Raw genomic sequence first — 17,879 nt, 5'->3', positions numbered from 1 at the left:
TCGGCCCGCCTGTCCTCGGTTATACCTGAGCACGATTGACGATCCGCGCCCCCTCGCCGTAGCGGACGCTTTGCCGTAGGGTCATCATCGAGACCTGAGGTCAGGCTGATCTGCTCGGCGGCGGATCGATCGATGGGAGAGCGGATTTGAGCCAGCAGGACCAGACCATGCGGGTGGCGCTACCGGATCAGCCGACGCCGCCCGCGCCGTCATCCGAACCATTCATGGCTGCGTCACCGCCGGTACGCAGCACCTTGGCCCGGCTCGCGATCCCGCTGTTTGCCGTGATTGTTGCGCTCGCCTTTGTCGCGTTGGCCACGTTGCGCTGGGACTCCTGGGTCGGCAGCAGAGCCATCCAGACCACCAATGACGCCTATGTTCGCGCCGATCTGACGAGGCTCAGCAGCCGGGTCGCGGGCGAAGTCCTCACCGTCGCGGTCAGCGATTTCCAGCGCGTCAAGACCGGCGACCTTCTCGTCCAGATCGATCCCGCCGACTACCAGGCGCAGGTGGCGCAGGCCGATGCGAACGTCGCCGCCGCACAGGCGGCGCTCGACAACCTCGCTAACCAGATCGAACTGCAATATGCGACCATCGCACAGGCCGAAGCCCAGCAGGTCTCGGCCAGCGCGCTGGAGGTCGAGGCGCAGCAGGAACAGCAGCGTCAGCAATCATTGGCGCAGACCGATGCGGGAACCCGGCAGCGCCTGGAGCAGGCCACCGCGGCCTACGCAAAAGCGCAGGCCGATGTCCGTGCGAGCCGCGCGGTCGTCGCCGCGCAACGTCATCAGCTTGAGGTCCTGCAGGGAACCAAGAAGCAACGTGCCGCCGATCTCGAAGCCGCCAAGGCGGCGCTGGTCGCGGCCAAGCTCAAGCTCGGCTACACCAGGATCACGGCGCCGTTCGATGGCGTCGTCAGCGAGCGGCAGGTGCAGCCGGGCGATTACGTCAACATCGGGAGCAATTTGATCAACATCGTGCCGCTGCCCAATGTCTACGTGATCGCCAACTACAAGGAAACGCAGCTCACCAATGTGAGATCCGGCCAACCCGTCGATATCACCGTCGATACCTTCTCCAAGCAGAAGCTGCGCGGCCGTGTCGAGCGGATCGCGCCGGCCAGCGGCTCGCAATTCGCGCTGCTGCCGCCCGATAACGCGACCGGCAATTTCACCAAGGTGGTGCAGCGGATTCCGGTCCGCATCGCTTTCGACCCGAACCAGCCGCTGCTCGAACATCTGCTGCCGGGGATGTCGGTCGAGACCCGGATTCACACCGATGATGCCGGCGCAAATGGCGCAAAATGATGAGGTCAATCGCGGCCCCGTCTCTCGCGGTGAGGTCGGCCGCCGGCCATTGTTTGCCGTCGGCGCCGTTCTGCTCGGCGCATTCCTGGCGAATTTCGACAGCCGGCTGACCTCGATCGGATTGCCGGATCTGCGCGGCGCGTTCTCGCTCGGCTTCGACGAAGGCGCCTGGCTTTCCACCGCAGCGATCGGCTCGCAGATCTTCATCGCGCCTGCCGTGGCGTGGCTAGCGACGGTGTTCGGCCTGCGTCGCGTGCTGGGCGTTCCGAGCCTGGTCTACGCGGTGATCTCGCTGGTGATCCCCCTCGTCCACCACTACCCGATCCTGATCGCGCTCAGCATCGCTCATGGCATGCTGCTCGGCACCTTCGTGCCCGCGACGCTGATGATCATCTTCCGCAATCTTCCGATCCGATGGTGGCTGCCGGCAATTTCCATCTACGCGATCCGGGTCGGCTTCGCCCTCGACACCAGCCCGTCTGCGGTCGGCTTCTATGTCGAGCATCTCGGCTGGCAGTGGATTTACTGGCAGGGCGCGTTGATTGCGCCGCTGATGGCGCTGATGGTCTATCTCGGCACGCCGCACGAGCCGGTGAACAGGGCGCTGCTCAAGGATGCCGATTGGGGCGGCATGCTGCTGCTCGGAACGTCCGTGTCGATGATCTACGCCGGGCTCGATCAGGGCAATCGCCTCGACTGGCTGGAGGCGGGTACGGTGATGGCCCTGTTGATCGGCGGCGGCGTGCTGTTCGTCGCCTTTCTCATTAACGAGACGTTGGTTCGGCAGCCCTGGGCCCATGTCAACGTGCTGTTTTCGCGCAATGTCGGGCTCTCGCTGGTCGTCATCCTGCTTTACACCCTCACCAGCCTGTCGAACTCATCTCTGGTGCCGAACTTTCTCTCTGTCGTCGCCGCCCTGCGGCCGGAACAAACCGGCGTGTTGCTGCTCACCTATGGGGCGCTGCCGATGGTCGTGCTGGTGCCGCTGTCGATCTATGCGCTACGCCACTTCGACCCGCGCACCGTGGTCGTGCTGGGCTTTTCGGTGTTCGCGGCGGCAAATCTGCTTGGGACGCAGCTCACGAATGATTGGGCGCGCGAGAATTTTGTCGCGATCGTGCTGCTGCAATCGATCGGGCAGGCATTAACGCTGTTGCCCATCATCATCATGGCGCTGTCCAACTCCGATCCGACGCGCGCCACCGCGTTCGCGGCCTATATCCAGATCATGCGGCTGGGCGGCGCCGAGATCGGCGTGGCGCTGATGGGCACCTGGCTGCGCGTGCGCGAGCAGATCCATTCCAATTATATCGGACTGCATGTCGAGAATGGCAGCATCGAGGTGACGCGGATGCTGAAGAGCTTCTCGGATTACTTTGCCAGCCATGGCACGGGTACAGCCTCGGCCCGCGCGGTGGAGATGCTCGCCGCAGAGGTTCAGCGCGAGGCCAACGTGCTCGCCTATATCGACGGCTTCTGGCTGTGCTTCTGGCTTGCGATCGCCGCCTTGATCGTGGTGGCCTTCATCACCCCTCCACCGCCGGGTCCATTTACGCCGGAGCCGTTTGGCTTCGCAAAGACAGTGATGCGCCGCTGCGGTGTGTCCGTTAAGGCGTAGCGTATCTCGCCGCTCAAGCTGGTGAGGCGAGCGCCTTCAACCAAGGCCCGTCATTGCGAGCGCAAGCGAAGCAATCCAGACTTTCTCCGCGGATACAGTCTGGATTGCTGCGTCGCTTCGCTCCTCGCAATGAGGTTCGTCCGGCTCTGCGCGCTCAGCAGCGACTGCCAGCTCAGCGCAATGAGGCCTGCGGCCGCCGCGTCGGTTCGATCAGTTCAGGCCGCGACCCCGACAGGCGCTTGTGCATGTGAACCATGAAAGCCATGCCGAACAAGGGCGTCGCCAGATTGACGATCGGGATCGACACGAAGGCGGCGATGAAGAGGCCGGCGGTAAAGATGACCGCCGCGTTATCCCGTCGCATCGCCTTGGCCTCTTCCGGGGGACGGAAGCGCATGGCGGCAAGCTCGAAATATTCGCGCCCGAGCAGCCAGGCGGTCGCGATGAAGAAGGCGATGAATCCGGCGCCGGCCACGAACACGAAAGGCAGCGCGATCAGATAGACGATGATGCTCAAGAGCGCGGCCTTGATGCCTTCCTGCATCGCGACGCCGAACGGCAAAGCGATGCCGGGGCGCTCGGCCGGATAATATTCGCGTTCGACATGATCGGCGATCTCATCGACAAACAGGCTTGCGACCAGCGAGGTGATCGCCGGCATCAACAGGATCGCCCCGAACACGATGCCGAGCCCGGCGGCGACGGAAACGATCCAGGCGAGCACGTAGAGCGGCGTGTGGGCGCCGGGGCCGAGCGCCGCCTCCGCCCAGCTCTCGCCTGACGTCGCAAGCCAGCTCAGGAGCCGCTGCAACCCGATCGCCAGCACGCTGATCAGCACCAAAGCAAGCCCGATCGATCGCCACAGGATGGAGCGCATCGGCGGCGACAGCATTTGCGCAAGCGCCTTGACGGCAGCGTCGAGCATATCGGTATTACCTCTCCCGAAGGGTCGTGCGAGAGGTAGACATGCTTTGCGGACAGCGCAAGGCTCGTTCCGGAGCATTCGCCGGTGACGTCGCGGGCCGGGCGAGTGCCTGTAACAAGATCCGTCATTGCTCCGCTTGCGCTCGCAATCACGCCAGAGGCTGGATGCGTCCGCTCAAATTCGTTGAGCTCGGCCGCCGTTCTAAGCGTCCAGCGGCCGGCCCCGGACGTTCGGTCCAAAAGCGACGAGCGCCACGATCACGACCGCCATCGCGGCGGTGATCAGTCCGAACACACCGGTGACGCCGCTCTCCCGCAGCATGAAGGCGACGATGAAGCCCGAAAACATCGCGCTGACCCGGCTCATGGAGTAGACGATGCCTGCCGCCCTCGCCCGCACGGCGGTCGGGAACACCTCGGTCTGGTAGGCGTGATACGCGTAGGACATCGTCGTGTTGGCCGCCGTGAGCAGGACGCCACACAGGATCAGCAGCGCCGGCGCGATGAGTTGGGAAAACATCAGCCCGAAAAGGATGATGGCGAGGGCGGAGCCCGCAATGATCCATTTGCGCTCAAAGCGATCGGCAAAGCTCGCGGCGAGCAGGGGCGCGATCGGGTAGGCGAAAGCAACGATGAAGGAATATTGCAGGCTCTTGGTGACGGTAATGCCTTTCTCCACCAGCAGCGTCGGGACCCAATTGGCGAATCCGTAGAAGCCGAAGGCCTGGCAGAGATTGAAGATCATGAACAGGACGACGAGTGACAGATAGGGCGCCCTGAAGAGGTCGGCAAAGGCGGCCTTTGGAACGATGCCGGTCGCGCGTCCGATCACCACACGTTCGGAGGCCGCGTGGGTCCCGGTTGCGCCTTCGAGCGTCCTGAGAATCGCAATAGCCTCGCTGGTGCGGCCGTGGCGCGCCAGCCAGAGCGGGCTTTCCGGCAGGTACAGCCGCAGGATCCAGATCACCATGCTGGCGGTGGCGCCGATCAGCACCACCCAGCGCCAGCCATCGATCCCGTAAGGCGATAGCGGCACCAGCCACCAGGCAAGAAAAGCGACCACGGGCACGGCGGCGAACATCACCGCCTGATTGACTGCAAAGGCGCGGCCACGCATGCCGCTCGGCACGAGCTCGGTGATATAGGCGTCGATGGTGATGATCTCGACGCCAATGCCGATGCCGGCGATGAAGCGCCATAGCAGCAACCCGCCGGACGTGGTCTGGCAGGCCATGAGGACGGACGCGGCCGAATAGGCCAGCAGTGCCCAGGTGAAGATCAAGCGGCGTCCAAACCGGTCCGCCAGGAAACCCAGGAAGAACGTGCCGACAAACAGGCCTGCGAATGTCGCGGCGATAAAGGCACCGATACCGGAAAAACCGAAGAAGCTGTCGGTGGTAGTGCTCAGGAGCCCGCTGCGGCCGAGACCCGGCGCGATGTAGCCGGTCAGGAACAGGTCATAGATCTCAAAGCAGCCCCCGAGCGACAGTAGGATCACCAGCCGCCAGAGATGGGGTGATGCAGGCAAGCGCTCGAGCCGACGTGAAATCTCGCTCGGGCCGCTCGCCGCATCCGCCAAGTCAAGGGTCGTGTCGATCCCGACGGCGCTCATACTGTCCTCCCCGGAAAGCGCGGATGATGCCGCGATGTTCTTGCCGATCGGCCATCTTTCTTGACGAGAATGGTCCAGCCGCCATGTTGGCGCTTATCATCCGGAAATCCAGACGAACATATCGATCAGAGCGTTCGAGAAAATCGATGGCGTGAGATCCTTGCCCCGTCATCCCTCGCGCAAACGGCCTTGCTGTGTGTCGGGCGAAGCCGCACCGTGGCCCATCCACCGGCTCAAACGTGGGCGGCCGGAAAGCCCGGCCCTTGTCAGCGCGTGGCGCAAGGACATTCCTGGCATTGATTTGCCCGACAAGCAGCCGGCGCGAATTCCTGTCAATCCTCGCAATCGAAAATATTTCTGTTTTTCCGAAACCAGAATCAGGCGTATCGTTGGCGCATCCCGCCTCGATGCAGAGGGACGGATCGCGATCGTCACGAACGTGAGGCGGGCTGCGGGTGGCCGCGAAAATGCCGACAGACGAGCGGCGTGATCGCGGACGGCGAAGTCGTGTGGTTCTGGCGCGCCCATGCAGGCGCCAAGTTGGCGGCGATGCTTATCGCAGCGCGCTGACGACGGTGGCAATCAAGCCTGGTTCACCGGGAAGAGCACGAAGGAAGCCGTAAACCATGCGCGCAGGGAAGGCCGGTGTGATCACCGCCTGTACCTGTGGTCAACGCGCGCTCGCGCAATTTCCTTTGCGCGGGGCCCCGGGTGCAGCGGCCACCCGGCCTTCCCTGCGCCCTCTGTTCTCCAGGGAGGGCGATGGTGATGCATGACTCGGGCGAAAGGCGTCGCGAGAATGCGAACGCGCGGCAGCATAACTCGCGGCCCATCCTTCGAGATGCCGCGGAGTTTGTCATCGGGCCGCGCTTTGCGCGGAGCCGTTGCCGGCTCCTCAGGATGAGGCGTCCGGCGCAGCACGAAGCAAGACCCTCGTGGTGAGGAGCGCGCAGCGCGTCTCGAACCATGAGGCCCCCGAAGCATCAGAAGCTTGGCTCTTCGAAAGTTGAATCGGAAAATGGCCGATGTCGATGAAACGGAACTCTAGATCAATAACTCCGCCTTCCAGGCGCCCTGCCCGACCTGATCGGCGATCAGGGTCAATATCAGCCGCCGCATTTCTTCCATGGCGTAGGTCATGGGACGGTTGCGCAGGCGGCAGAGATAGAGCGTGCGCGTCAGCTTCGGCTCGATCACTTCGCGCGCGACGAGGCGTCCCGCCTCCAGATGTTCCTGCGCAAAGAGTTTGGTGGCGACTGCGCAGCCGAGCCCGGCCAGGAGCGCCCCCGTCATTCCAGTGATCGAATTGAGGTGCAGGATGGTGTTGGCTTCGAGTCGCTTCAACAATACCGCGTCGTCGAGCAAGGCGCGGGAGGAAAGGCCGTGCACCAGCGTCATCAGCGGCAGCGTCGTCACCTCCTCGAAGCTGATCGGGACCTTGCGACTGCCGAGGAGCTTGGAGGTCCCGACGCAGAACATCTGCTCTTCCAGCACGGGCTCGGCGATCAGATCCTCTTCCGATGGTGGATTGTAAACCAGCGCGAGATCGACCTCCGAGGCCATCAGATGCATCAGCGTTGCGCCGGACAGACTCTCGGTGAGGGACAATTTGAGGTCGGGATATTTGCTCAGCACCGTGCGCATCAAAGGCACGCCGATCGCCTTCACGCCGGAATTGGCCATGCCGATCGAAATGTCGCCGGCGACCGCCCGGCTGCCCTCCCGGATCTCGCGCTCGGCGGCCGCCATCGCGCGCAGGATGATGCGCGCATGCTCGTAGAGGCGCTCGCCGGCCGCGGTCGGCTCCATGCCACGCGGCTTGCGCTCGAACAGCGGCGTTGCGAACTCGGCCTCGAGATTGGAGATGTGATGGCTCAGCGCGGACTGCGCGACGCTCGCCTGGTCCGCCGCGCGCGACAGGTTGCGCTGCTCGTAAACGGCGATGAAGTAGCGAAGCTGCCGGGAGTCCATGCCGAACGTTCTGGAAGCACGAATGTAACGTCCGGCAGCTTATATTTTTCAGATGGCTCGCGAAAGCCTCACGTGCATCCACGCCAGCCGGAACTGCTACAGCTTCACAGCCCGCAGCCGCAACGCATTCCCGACCACGCTCACGGAGGAGAGCGCCATCGCCGCCGCCGCGATGATCGGCGACAGCAGGATGCCGAATGCGGGATAGAGGATGCCCGCGGCGATCGGGATGCCGGCGGCGTTGTAGATGAACGCGAAGAACAGGTTCTGGCGGATATTGCTCATGGTGGCCTGCGACAATTTGCGCGCGCGCACGATGCCGCCAAGATCGCCCTTCAGCAGCGTGACGCCGGCGCTTTCCATCGCCACATCGGTTCCGGTCCCCATCGCGATGCCCACTTCCGCGGCCGCAAGCGCCGGCGCGTCGTTGACGCCGTCGCCGGCCATCGCAACGATGCGGCCGGCATCGCGCAATCTGGTCACCACCGCACTCTTCTGGTCGGGCAGCACCTCAGCCTCGACTTCGGACAATCCGAGCTTGCGCGCGACCGCCTGCGCGGTGGTGCGGTTGTCGCCGGTCAGCATGATCACGCGGATGCCTTCGGCGCCAAGCGCCTTCAACGCCTCCGGCGTCGAGGCTTTGACCGGATCAGCGATCGCGAACAATCCGGCGAGCTTGCCATCGACGCTCATGTTGAGCACGGTCGCGCCGTCCTGACGCAAACGCTCCGCCTCGCCGGCGAGCACGGCCACCTCGATGCCGAGCGAGCCGAGATAGTTTGTATTGCCGAGCACGATGGATTGGCCGTCGACCTTGCCGGTCGCGCCCTTGCCGGTCGGCGAATCGAACTGCTCGACCGGCTTCAGCTCGAGCGCGCGCTCCTTGGCGGCGCGCAGAATCGCATCGGCCAGCGGATGCTCGCTGGCGCGCTCGACGCTTGCGGCAAGCAGCAGGAGTTCGCTTTCCTCAAATCCGGCAGCCGGAACGATGGCAACCACCTTCGGCTTTCCTTCGGTCAGCGTGCCGGTCTTGTCGACCACCAGCGTGTCGACCTTCTCCATGCGCTCCAGCGCCTCGGCGTTCTTGATCAGCACGCCCGCCTGCGCGCCACGTCCCACGCCCACCATGATCGACATCGGCGTGGCCAATCCCAGTGCACAGGGACAGGCGATGATCAGCACGCTCACAGCGGCCACCAAGCCGAACGCCATCTTCGGTTCGGGCCCGAACCAGCTCCAGGCGGCAAAGGCGAGAATCGCTACGACGATCACCGTCGGCACGAACCAACTCGCGACCTGGTCTGCGAGCCGCTGGATCGGTGCGCGCGAGCGCTGCGCGTCCGCGACCATCTTGACGATCTGCGAAAGCAGCGTGTCGCGGCCGACCTTTTCGGCGCGCATGACGAAGCTGCCGGACTGATTGAGCGTGCCGGCAATCACCTTGGCACCGACGTCCTTGGTGACCGGCATCGATTCGCCTGTTACCAGGGATTCGTCGAGCGCGGAGCGGCCTTCGAGAATGACGCCGTCGACCGGCACTTTTTCGCCGGGACGGACCCGCAATCTGTCGCCGACCTCAAGCGTATCGATCGCGACCTCATGGTCGGCGCCGTCCTCGCCGATGCGCCGGGCGGTCTTTGGCGCGAGCTGCAGCAGCGCCTTGATTGCGCCCGATGTGGCTTCGCGCGCGCGCAATTCCAGCACCTGCCCGAGCAGAACGAGGACGGTGATGACGGAGGCTGCCTCGAAATAGACCGCGACCGCGCCGTCATGTCCACGGAACGTGGCGGGGAAGATCTGCGGCGCAAGCGTGCCGGCAAGGCTGTAGAGATAAGCCACACCGGTGCCCATCGCGATCAACGTGAACATGTTGAGGTTGCGCGTGACGATGGATTGCCAACCGCGAACGAAGAACGGCCAGCCCGCCCACAGCACCACGGGCGTTGCGAGAACGAATTGGATCCAGTTCGAGAGGGTCTGGTCAATGAGGCTGTGGCCGCCGACGAGATGGCCGCCCATTTCAAGGACCACCACGGGCGCCGACAACGCGAGTCCGATCCAGAAGCGCCGCGTCATGTCGATGAGCTCGGGATTGGGTCCGGTCTCCAGGCTTGCGACCTCGGGCTCGAGCGCCATGCCGCAGATCGGACAAGTGCCGGGTCCAACCTGCCGCACCTCCGGATGCATCGGGCAGGTGTAGATCGTGCCGGCGGGCATTTCGGGTTCCGGCTTCGCCTTGTCGAGATATTTTGCCGGATCGGCCGCGAACTTGGTGCGACAGCCGGCCGAGCAGAAATGAAAGGTTTCGCCGCGATGGTCGAAGCGGTGCTTGGACGTTGCCGGATCGACGCTCATGCCGCAGACGGGATCGCGGACGCTCTGAGCCTCATGATGGTGCCCGTCGGCATGGGCGGCGTGATCCGCGTGAGCGCCGCAGCAAGCGGATTGCGCAGTCGGAGCGGAGGGTTTGGCAGCGCAGCAGCCTGAATGAGCGTTGTGATCCGAATGCGTATCCGCCGTCTTCGCCATCTCAATGCTCCGGTCCCTTGCAACCCATACCCGGTAGGGGTATATAGGCGACATGCGAAACGACATCAAGGCATCCGTGCAGAAACGCCTGAGCCGGATCGAAGGCCAGGTTCGCGGCCTCTCAAAAATGGTTGAAGAGGACCGCTATTGCATCGACATCGTCACCCAGATCGCGGCGGTCCGCGCCGCCTTGCGCCGGGTCGAGGAAGAGGTCTTGCGCGATCATGTCGCGCATTGCGTCGAGCACGCGATCGCCAGCGGCGACAAGGCAGACCAACGTCAGAAGATCGCGGAGCTGATGGCGGTGATTGGGCGGTCGGACAGGTAGGCGCGATCAGGCCGGGCCCTGCATTCGGACTATCCCCGTCATCCTTCGAAGCTCGTGGCGCCTGTCATCGGGTCGCGCTTCGCGCGGAGGCGTTGGCTCGCGCCTCCAGCGACAAACGGCGAAGCCGTTTGCACAGGGAGAACGGATCGAGTGTCGGAGACGCTAAGCTGCGATCGCGCCGTCCGCGCCGCGCCGCTCCGGGCGCCCCAACTCGGCATCTGCGCTGCGCAGGGCGTGCTCGTCCACGGTGATGCGCGCCTCGTCCACCGGCGTCACTTCCTCAGGCGCAAGCGGCGCCTGCGCGTCAGTCTCTTCAGGAACAAGCGACGGCGAGTCGACCGCTTCCTGAAACACACTGAACTCGCCCGCTACCTCCGGGAGCGGCTTCTGCTTGTCCGCCCAATGCAGGGCCGTGTAGTCGAAGCCGTGCACGATAGTGGGTTTGACGACTTCGAAATAGGGCGAGATGTCGAAGTCGCGCGGCATGTAGAGCGAGGAATCGCGAATATGCAGGATCTCGCGTCGAGCCTGCCGCGAGCCTGCGCGGGTGATCTTGGGCAGGATTGGATAGCGCACGGCGTCGAAAGCCTGCGCGATCAGCGCCGAGCAAATCATCTTGGTGGGATCGCCCGAGCCGAAGGCGATCAAGCGCCGCCGCCAGCGCTGCGGCACCGGCAGCGGAATCAAATAGCGCATCAGGTCGAGGATATTTTTGGTGTCGTAGCCGAAGCCGATCCGGTTGATGGCATAGCGGCACACGGTGTTGCGGTCCTCATAGGACAGGCCGACCGGCCGGCAAATTCGTGTGTGGTAGGAATAATACTTCGACAGCGGCGCCGATACGACGCCCTCGCCGACATTGGCCTCGATCAGCACGTGCGGTTCGCCATTGGGCTCCGCGGCGCCGTCGACCGGGCCGACATAGAGCGCGGCATGCGACCAGGTGGACTGCGTCAGGTATTTGATGATGCCGGAAACGCGGTTATTGCCTTCGACCAGTAGCACGTCGCCGGGAGCGATCACGCCGCGCAGATATTCCGGGTCGCTCGGCGTAAACGGTTCATAGCCGGGCAGCTCGGTTTGCAGGTAACCGGCGATCAGCTTGCCGATGGTATCGAGCATGACGCCCATAAGGATCCCCCCGAGCGGCCTTGCCGGCCGCCTTTTTCCCTTCTCATATCATGACAAACGGCCGTTGCAATTTCGTTCACGAGGCGAGGCGGATCAATCATGATTGATTCACCATGACGGGTTGCCGCGCAGGGGGAGATGCGGCAAGTTCGCCTCACGTTCTCGCGATCTCAAAGTTTCGGAAACCATGCCATGACGATAACGCGCCGCGGCTTTCTCTCGGCATCCGCGGCCCTTGCGGCAACGCCCGTTCTCGCCGCGGCTCCGCGGGCCGCGGCACCTGCGCCGAGAGAGGCCGATATTGTCGTGATCGGCGCGGGCGCGGCCGGCATTGCTGCGGCACGACGCGTCTTGGCCGCCAACCGCAAGGTCATCGTGGTCGAAGCGACGAGCCAGATCGGCGGTCGTTGCGCCACCGATGTAACGACCTTTGACGTCCCCTTCGATCGGGGCGCGCGCTGGATCCATAATCCCGAGACCAATCCGCTCATCAAGTTGGCCCGTGATGTGGGGCTGGATGTCGCGCCTGCCTCGCTCGGTCAAAAGATTCGCATTGGGCGTCGATTTGCCCGCGCCGGCGAAACGGAAGAATTTCTCGCCGCGTTGGTGCGCGCCAATCGGGCCATCGACGATGCCGCACGCGGTCGGCTCGATGTGTCCTGCGCCTCGGTCCTGCCCAAGGATCTCGGCGATTGGACCGGAACAGTGGAATTCATGCTTGGCCCGAACGCGACGGGCAAGGATCTGAAGGAGCTTTCCGCGTTCGACAAGGCCCGCGCGCAAGACCGCTCTGCCGTGCTCGGCTGTCGCCAGGGGCTCGGCACGTTGATGGCGAAGCTCGGTGGCCAGTTGCCCATATCGCTCTCGACACCCGCTACCCGCGTCGGTTGGTCCAATCGCGACGTTGCGGTGGAGACGCCCGCCGGCAAGATCGTAGCGCGCGCCGCCATTATCACCGCATCAAGCAACGTCCTTGCCGGCGGCGCCATCAAGTTCATGCCCGATCTTCCCAAGCGCCAGCTCGACGCTGCGGCGAACCTCGGCCTCGGCAGTTATGATCACATCGCGCTGCAACTGCCCGGCAATCCCATGGGTCTAGGCCATGACGAGATCCTCATCGAGCAAAGCAGTGCAACGCGAACCGCGATGCTGCTGGCCAATGTCGGCGGCTCGTCGCTGTGCGTGGTCGATGTCGCGGGCTCCTTCGGCCGCGATCTCACCGCGCTGGGCGAGAAGGCGATGGTCGCCTTTGCGACGGAGTGGCTGACGAAGCTGTTCGGCAGCGATGCGACATCGGCGATCAAGCTGACCAGCACGACGCTTTGGAACGCGATGCCTTACGTGCGCGGCGCGATGTCGGCGGCGGTGCCCGGCGGCCAGCCATCGCGCAAGATCCTGAGCGAGCCGGTCGGCAGCCTGTTTTTTGCCGGCGAGGCAACTCACGAGACCCTGTGGGGAACAGTCGACGGCGCCTGGGAAAGCGGCGAACGCGCCGCAGACGCGGCCTTGCGCAAGATCGGCGCGCTGAAGGAGGCCGAGCCGGCCCCGCCACCGCCGCGAGGTGCAAAAACCTATCGCCGCAGCGGACCGAGGCGATCGGCTGCGCCTTTCGATTGATATAGCCGCGTCAGCCGTGGCGCAGCACGCCGTCGAGGATCGGCAGGCCGACGATCACAGCCAGGGCAATCAGGACGTAGCAAATCGCGCGGAATACGGCCTGGCTCGCGCGGCCGAACAGCAACGCCCCGAATGCAACGCCGATCGCATAGACGGGTCCGACCAGAAGTGAGAGCCTGATGGCGTCCAGATTGATGAGGCCTGCGAGCACGTAGCTCGCGAGCGAGAAGAAATCGGACGCCGCGAAAAACAACACGATATTGGCGCGCGCAATCTCGGCCTTGATGGGGCGGCCGAGCCAATAGCCGACGATCGGCGGACCTCCGGTCTGCGCCAGTCCGCTGCAAAAGCCGGACAAGCCGCCGATGCCGACCGACAGCGCGAGGTGGTCCTTGCCCCGGTAGCGCCAACCGGAGAGCAGCAGCACCAGCAGCGCTGCTACAAACGCCGAGATGATCCAGCGCGTGGTGACCGGATCGAGCCGCGTGAGAAAGTAGGTTCCGAGCGGTACGCCGATCAAAGCGCCAGCGACGATGGTTGCGGTGGCCTTGCGGTCGGCATGCTTCCACGCATTCGGAATCAGCGGCGCGGCGGCGATGAAATCGATGATCAGCAGCAGTGCCGCGACAAGTTGCGGCGGGGCCATGCTGCTTGCCAGGGGCATGAAGATCAGCGCAGAGCCGAAACCGGAAAAGCCCCGCGCCGTTCCGGAAACGAAGGCAATGGCACAGATGCCGATGGCCGCCCGGATGCCGACTTCGGCCGGAACCAAGCCGAGCGGCATCATCCCCGCAACGTGCCGCCGGTCTTCCTGGCGACCTCGGCGACGATCTTGGTGGCAACCGCCTCGATCTCCTCGTCGGTCATGGTCTTTTCGCGCGGCTGCATGACGACAGCGATCGCGATCGACTTCTTGCCTTCATCGATGCCCTTGCCTTCATACACGTCGAAAACGCTGACGTCGGTGATGAGCTTCTTCTCGACCCCTTGTGCTGCCCGCACGATATCGCCCGCTTTCACATCGCGATCGACGATGAACGCGAAATCGCGCGACACCGGCTGGAATGCCGACAGTTCGAGTGGCGGCTTCGCTCGCGTCGGCCGCTGCTTGCCCAGCGGAATCCGGTCGAGGATGATTTCGAACGCCATCAGCGGTCCGTCCGCGCGCAGCACCTCGAGGGTCCGCGGATGCAGTTCGCCGAAATAGCCCAGCACATTCTGCGGACCGATCTGGATCGTGCCCGAACGTCCCGGATGCAGCCAGGTAGGGCCGCCGGGCACGATCTGCAACGCCTGCATCGGCGCGCCCGCTTCTGCAAGCACCGCCAGCGCGTCGGCCTTGGCGTCAAATGCGTCCGCTGTCTTCGAACTCGACCAATGTCGGCCGATCCCTTGCGAGGTCGCAAAGCCATGGCGAACGCCCGCCGCGGCGACGAACTGATCCTCCGGCCGATCGCCACGGAAGACCTGTCCGACCTCGAATAGCGCGACGTCCGAAAAGCCGCGATCGACGTTCGCCTGCACGGCCGCGATCAGCCCCGGCAGAAGCGAGGGCCGCATGTCCGAAAGATCCGCTGCAATCGGGTTCGCCAGCGCGAGTTCGCTCTTGCCGCCGCCGAACAGTTCAGCCGCCGGCTTGGAGATGAAGGACCAGGTCACCGCTTCCACCATGCCGCGCGCGGCGGCGGCGCGCTTGGCGCGCCGAGTTCGCAGCTGGATCGGCGTCAGCACCGGTTTGCGCGGCGCCTCACCGCGTTCGAACGGCGTCTCCGGCACCTTGTCCACGCCGACAATGCGCACGATCTCCTCGACGATATCGGCTTTGCCTTCGACATCGGAGCGCCAGGACGGAATCGCGACCTTCACGACGGCGCCGTTGCCGGCCATCATGAAGCCGAGATGGGACAAAATGCGCCGCGTCTCGGTGAGCGACACCTCAAGGCCGGCAAGCCGCTTGACTTCGGTCAAGGGGAAATCGACGACGCGGTCATCGGCGAAAGCCTTGCCGACCACGACGTTTTCCGATGGCGTGCCGCCGCACAGCTCCAGCACCATCTTGGTTGCGAGCTCGAGCCCTGGCACCATGAACGCCGGATCGACGCCGCGCTCGAAGCGGTAGCGTGCATCCGAATTGATGCCGAGCTTGCGTCCGGTCTGGGCGATGTTGATCGGATTCCACAGCGCCGATTCGATCAGCACGTCGGTGGTGTTCTCGTCACAGCCGGAAGCTTCGCCGCCCATGATGCCAGCCAGCGACTCCACGCCATGCTCGTCAGCGATGACGCACATGCTACTGTCGAGCTTATACGTCCGGCCATCGAGCGCCAGCAGGCTCTCGCCCTCGCGGCCGCGCCGCACGACGAGATTCCCCTTCACCTTCCTGGCGTCGAATACGTGCAGCGGGCGGGCACGGTCGAACGTCATGAAGTTGGTGATGTCGACCAGCGCGTTAATCGGGCGCAGCCCAATCGCGGCCAGACGCTGCTGCAGCCATTTGGGCGAGGGACCGTTCTTCACCCCCCGCACCAGCCGCAGCGCGAAACCCGGGCAGAGGTTTTCGTCGTCAACCGTGACCTTCACCGGACAGGGAAACTCGCCCTTGATCGGCTTGATCGCCGGCTCCTTGAGCTTGCCCATGTCGGCGGCGGCCAGGTCGCGCGCAATGCCATGCACGCCGGTGCAGTCGGGCCGGTTTGGGGTGAGATTGATCTCGATCACGGGATCGCCCAGTCCCGCCCATTCGGCGTAGCTCTTGCCGACCGGCGCGTCCGCCGGCAACTCCATGATGCCGTCGTGATTTTCGGACAGCTCAAGTTCGGCCTCCGAGCACAGCATGCCGCGGCTCTCAACGCCGCGGATGGTGCCGACCGAGAGCGTAACGTTCTTGCCGGGGATGAAGGTGCCCGGCGGTGAGAACACGCCGATCAGGCCAGCGCGCGCATTCGGCGCGCCGCAGACGACCTGCACGGGGGCGCTGTCGTTGCCGGTATCGACCATGCAGACGCGCAAGCGATCGGCATTCGGGTGCTGCTCGGCCGAAATCACTCGCGCAATAGTAAAGGGCTTGAGCAGCTTGGCCTTGTCCTCGAGACTTTCGACCTCGAGTCCGATCATGGTGAGCTTATCGGCGAGCCTTTCGAGCGGCTCGTCGGTCTCAAGATGCTCCTTCAGCCAGGACAGCGTGAATTTCATGCGCTCAGCCCTCCCGCCAGCGTCGGGACTTCGAGCGGCCGGAAGCCGTAATGGGTGAGCCAGCGCACGTCGCCGTCGAATAACTGCCGCAAATCATGCATGCCATATTTCAGCATGGCGATACGGTCGATACCCATGCCCCAGGCAAAACCCTGGTACTCGTCGGGATCGATGTTGCAGGCGCGCAGCACGTTCGGATGCACCATGCCGCAGCCGAGAATCTCCAGCCAGTCCTCGCCCTCCCCGAAGCGGATTTCGCCCTTGTCGCGCCGGCATTGGATGTCGACCTCGAGCGACGGCTCCGTGAAGGGGAAGAACGACGGCCGGAAGCGCATATTGATGTGATCGACCTCGAAGAATGCCTTGCAGAACTCGTGCAGGATCCATTTGAGATGACCGAGATGCGACCCCTTGTCGATGACGAGCCCCTCGACCTGGTGGAATTGCGGCGTGTGGGTCGCGTCCGAATCGATGCGATAGGTGCGGCCCGGGCAGATCACACGGATCGGCGGCTTTTGGCTCAGCATGGTACGCACCTGCACCGGCGAGGTATGGGTGCGGAGCAACAGGCGCGAGCCGTCTTCCTTCGGGTTGAAGAAGAAGGTGTCGTGCATCTCCCGCGCCGGGTGGCCAACCGGGAAGTTCAGCTTGGTGAAGTTGTAATCGTCGGTCTCGATGTCGGGACCTTCGGCGATGGAAAAGCCCATATCGGCAAAGATCGTCGTCAGCTCGTCCATCACCTGGCTGAGCGGATGAATGCGGCCCGCCTCGGCTGGCGCTTCGCGTACCGGCAGGGTGACGTCGATGGTCTCGCTGGCGAGCCGTGCGTCAAGCGCGGCGGATTTCAGGACCTCGCGGCGCGCGGCTAGCGCGGATGTCACCTTGTCCTTGGCGAGATTGATCGCGGCGCCTTGCGTCTTGCGCTCCTCCGGAGACATCTTGCCGAGCGTCGAAAGCAACGCCGAGATGGAGCCTTTCTTGCCGAGCGCCGAGACGCGTACCGCTTCCAGGGCGGCCTCGTCGCCTGCCGCGGCGATCTGGGCAAGGATGGTTTGTTCAAGGCTGGCGAGGTCGGACACGGTCAGTCCCTTTCTTCAAAAGGCGGCTCGTTGTCGCCGTGCAAGGGCCGGAACGTCAAGCGAAAAGCCTGTAAACCTCGACGCTTTCGGCGTTGTTGAACCCTTTCGGTTGCGGGCTTCACCAATGGAGCGAACACAGAAGGTGTCGCGCGATGCGTAGCAAACTCCCTCTGGCCGCCCTGGTCGTGTATCTCGTCTCCGCGGCCCCGGCATTTGCCGACCAATGCCCCGCCAAGTCCACCCAGATGGACGATGTGATCGCCGCGCTGAACGAAGCTCCAAGTTGCGACCGCGCAATGAAAGTGTTCGAGGCCTGCGAATACGGCGCGAGCGGCGACGTCCGGTTCGGGGCTGTCGTGCAGAAAAAGTGCGAGGCGGATTTCTTGACGCGCCTGAGGGCGCCCCAAAAGCTCGGCTATCAGCGCGGCCTGCGGGCCTGCGACCGGAAATACCAGAACGAGTCCGGCACCATGTATCTTTCGTTCGCAGCGTTCTGCCGGGCGGAGCTCGCCCAGCGCTACTCGCATCAGACGCTGAAAGCAGCGGGCGCCGGCGCCCGCTAGCCTCGCGT

General features: G+C 64.1%; 13 protein-coding genes. 5 read left to right on the top strand and 8 right to left on the bottom strand.

The genetic code is table 11. The features are described 5' to 3' along the window. Nucleotides 1–146: 146 nt before the first annotated feature. Nucleotides 147–1,307 (top strand): HlyD family secretion protein, encoded by a 1,161-nt coding sequence (locus P6U23_RS00695; RefSeq protein WP_407177727.1) that lies wholly within the window; start codon nucleotides 147–149, stop codon nucleotides 1,305–1,307. Then, nucleotides 1,294–2,925 carry an MFS transporter gene (locus P6U23_RS00690; protein ID WP_407181734.1) on the top strand — a complete coding sequence of 544 codons (1,632 nt, stop codon included), beginning with the start codon at nucleotides 1,294–1,296 and terminating at the stop codon, nucleotides 2,923–2,925. The genes P6U23_RS00695 and P6U23_RS00690 overlap by 14 nt, the downstream gene beginning before the upstream one ends. A 172-nt stretch (nucleotides 2,926–3,097) precedes the next feature. On the opposite strand, the gene P6U23_RS00685 is transcribed toward P6U23_RS00690, so the two are convergent. The 4 genes from P6U23_RS00685 to P6U23_RS00670 all read right to left on the bottom strand — a co-directional run bounded on the left by P6U23_RS00685 (nucleotide 3,098) and on the right by P6U23_RS00670 (nucleotide 9,961). After that, complete coding sequence (locus P6U23_RS00685) at nucleotides 3,098–3,850, bottom strand: sulfate transporter family protein (protein ID WP_407177726.1); 753 nt, start codon at nucleotides 3,848–3,850, stop codon at nucleotides 3,098–3,100. 201 nt (nucleotides 3,851–4,051) lie between these two features. Further along, nucleotides 4,052–5,461 carry an MFS transporter gene (locus tag P6U23_RS00680; RefSeq protein ID WP_407177725.1) on the bottom strand — a complete coding sequence of 470 codons (1,410 nt, stop codon included), beginning with the start codon at nucleotides 5,459–5,461 and terminating at the stop codon, nucleotides 4,052–4,054. Nucleotides 5,462–6,505: 1,044 nt separating this feature from the next. Further along, on the bottom strand, nucleotides 6,506–7,432 hold the full coding sequence (locus P6U23_RS00675; RefSeq protein WP_407177724.1) for a LysR family transcriptional regulator: 927 nt from the start codon (nucleotides 7,430–7,432) through the stop codon (nucleotides 6,506–6,508). A 96-nt stretch (nucleotides 7,433–7,528) separates the two neighbouring features. Beyond that, nucleotides 7,529–9,961 carry a heavy metal translocating P-type ATPase gene (locus tag P6U23_RS00670; RefSeq protein ID WP_407177723.1) on the bottom strand — a complete coding sequence of 811 codons (2,433 nt, stop codon included), beginning with the start codon at nucleotides 9,959–9,961 and terminating at the stop codon, nucleotides 7,529–7,531. 52 nt (nucleotides 9,962–10,013) lie between these two features. Between P6U23_RS00670 and P6U23_RS00665 the strand changes: the two genes are divergently transcribed. Next, on the top strand, nucleotides 10,014–10,289 hold the full coding sequence (locus P6U23_RS00665; protein WP_024512933.1) for a metal-sensitive transcriptional regulator: 276 nt from the start codon (nucleotides 10,014–10,016) through the stop codon (nucleotides 10,287–10,289). 162 nt (nucleotides 10,290–10,451) lie between these two features. On the opposite strand, the gene P6U23_RS00660 is transcribed toward P6U23_RS00665, so the two are convergent. Next, complete coding sequence (locus P6U23_RS00660) at nucleotides 10,452–11,420, bottom strand: YiiX/YebB-like N1pC/P60 family cysteine hydrolase (protein ID WP_407177722.1); 969 nt, start codon at nucleotides 11,418–11,420, stop codon at nucleotides 10,452–10,454. Between the two features lie 192 nt (nucleotides 11,421–11,612). On the opposite strand from P6U23_RS00660, the gene P6U23_RS00655 reads away from it, so the two are divergent. Beyond that, the gene (locus P6U23_RS00655; protein WP_407177721.1) at nucleotides 11,613–13,037 is read left to right on the top strand and encodes a flavin monoamine oxidase family protein; all 1,425 of its coding nucleotides are present in this window, start codon (nucleotides 11,613–11,615) and stop codon (nucleotides 13,035–13,037) included. 10 nt (nucleotides 13,038–13,047) lie between these two features. Here the strand turns inward: P6U23_RS00655 and P6U23_RS00650 are convergent, their stop codons facing one another. From P6U23_RS00650 to pheS, 3 genes are read right to left on the bottom strand one after another with little or no spacing between them, the layout of a single operon-like run. Beyond that, nucleotides 13,048–13,824, bottom strand: a complete 777-nt coding sequence (locus tag P6U23_RS00650) for a sulfite exporter TauE/SafE family protein (RefSeq protein ID WP_407177720.1) — start codon at nucleotides 13,822–13,824, stop codon at nucleotides 13,048–13,050. Further along, a complete protein-coding gene (gene pheT, locus P6U23_RS00645; RefSeq protein ID WP_407177719.1) occupies nucleotides 13,821–16,229 on the bottom strand; it encodes a phenylalanine--tRNA ligase subunit beta in 2,409 nt (802 codons plus the stop codon). Before pheT ends, P6U23_RS00650 begins: the two co-directional genes overlap by 4 nt. Beyond that, the gene (gene pheS / locus P6U23_RS00640) at nucleotides 16,226–17,308 is read right to left on the bottom strand and encodes a phenylalanine--tRNA ligase subunit alpha (protein ID WP_407177718.1); all 1,083 of its coding nucleotides are present in this window, start codon (nucleotides 17,306–17,308) and stop codon (nucleotides 16,226–16,228) included. Before pheS ends, pheT begins: the two co-directional genes overlap by 4 nt. A 152-nt stretch (nucleotides 17,309–17,460) precedes the next feature. Between pheS and P6U23_RS00635 the strand changes: the two genes are divergently transcribed. Continuing rightward, nucleotides 17,461–17,871, top strand: a complete 411-nt coding sequence (locus tag P6U23_RS00635; protein ID WP_407177717.1) for a hypothetical protein — start codon at nucleotides 17,461–17,463, stop codon at nucleotides 17,869–17,871. Nucleotides 17,872–17,879 lie beyond the last annotated feature (8 nt).

Origin of the sequence: Bradyrhizobium sp. STM 3562, from assembly GCF_045571435.1 — a bacterium.
In the GTDB taxonomy this organism is placed as follows: Bacteria; Pseudomonadota; Alphaproteobacteria; order Rhizobiales; family Xanthobacteraceae; genus Bradyrhizobium.
Note: the sequence above shows the minus strand (reverse complement) of the source record. Positions and strands in the feature narration are given on the sequence as shown.

Excerpts from the sequence above, each read along its gene's own strand:
- P6U23_RS00690 (WP_407181734.1), top strand. The coding sequence starts at position 1,294 with ATGGCGCAAAATGATGAGGTCAATCGCGGCCCCGTCTCTCGCGGTGAG.
- P6U23_RS00685 (WP_407177726.1), bottom strand. The coding sequence starts at position 3,850 with ATGCTCGACGCTGCCGTCAAGGCGCTTGCGCAAATGCTGTCGCCGCCG.
- P6U23_RS00680 (WP_407177725.1), bottom strand. The coding sequence starts at position 5,461 with ATGAGCGCCGTCGGGATCGACACGACCCTTGACTTGGCGGATGCGGCG.
- P6U23_RS00675 (WP_407177724.1), bottom strand. The coding sequence starts at position 7,432 with ATGGACTCCCGGCAGCTTCGCTACTTCATCGCCGTTTACGAGCAGCGC.
- P6U23_RS00670 (WP_407177723.1), bottom strand. The coding sequence starts at position 9,961 with ATGGCGAAGACGGCGGATACGCATTCGGATCACAACGCTCATTCAGGC.
- P6U23_RS00665 (WP_024512933.1), top strand. The coding sequence starts at position 10,014 with ATGCGAAACGACATCAAGGCATCCGTGCAGAAACGCCTGAGCCGGATC.
- P6U23_RS00660 (WP_407177722.1), bottom strand. The coding sequence starts at position 11,420 with ATGGGCGTCATGCTCGATACCATCGGCAAGCTGATCGCCGGTTACCTG.
- P6U23_RS00655 (WP_407177721.1), top strand. The coding sequence starts at position 11,613 with ATGACGATAACGCGCCGCGGCTTTCTCTCGGCATCCGCGGCCCTTGCG.
- P6U23_RS00650 (WP_407177720.1), bottom strand. The coding sequence starts at position 13,824 with ATGATGCCGCTCGGCTTGGTTCCGGCCGAAGTCGGCATCCGGGCGGCC.
- pheT (WP_407177719.1), bottom strand. The coding sequence starts at position 16,229 with ATGAAATTCACGCTGTCCTGGCTGAAGGAGCATCTTGAGACCGACGAG.
- P6U23_RS00635 (WP_407177717.1), top strand. The coding sequence starts at position 17,461 with ATGCGTAGCAAACTCCCTCTGGCCGCCCTGGTCGTGTATCTCGTCTCC.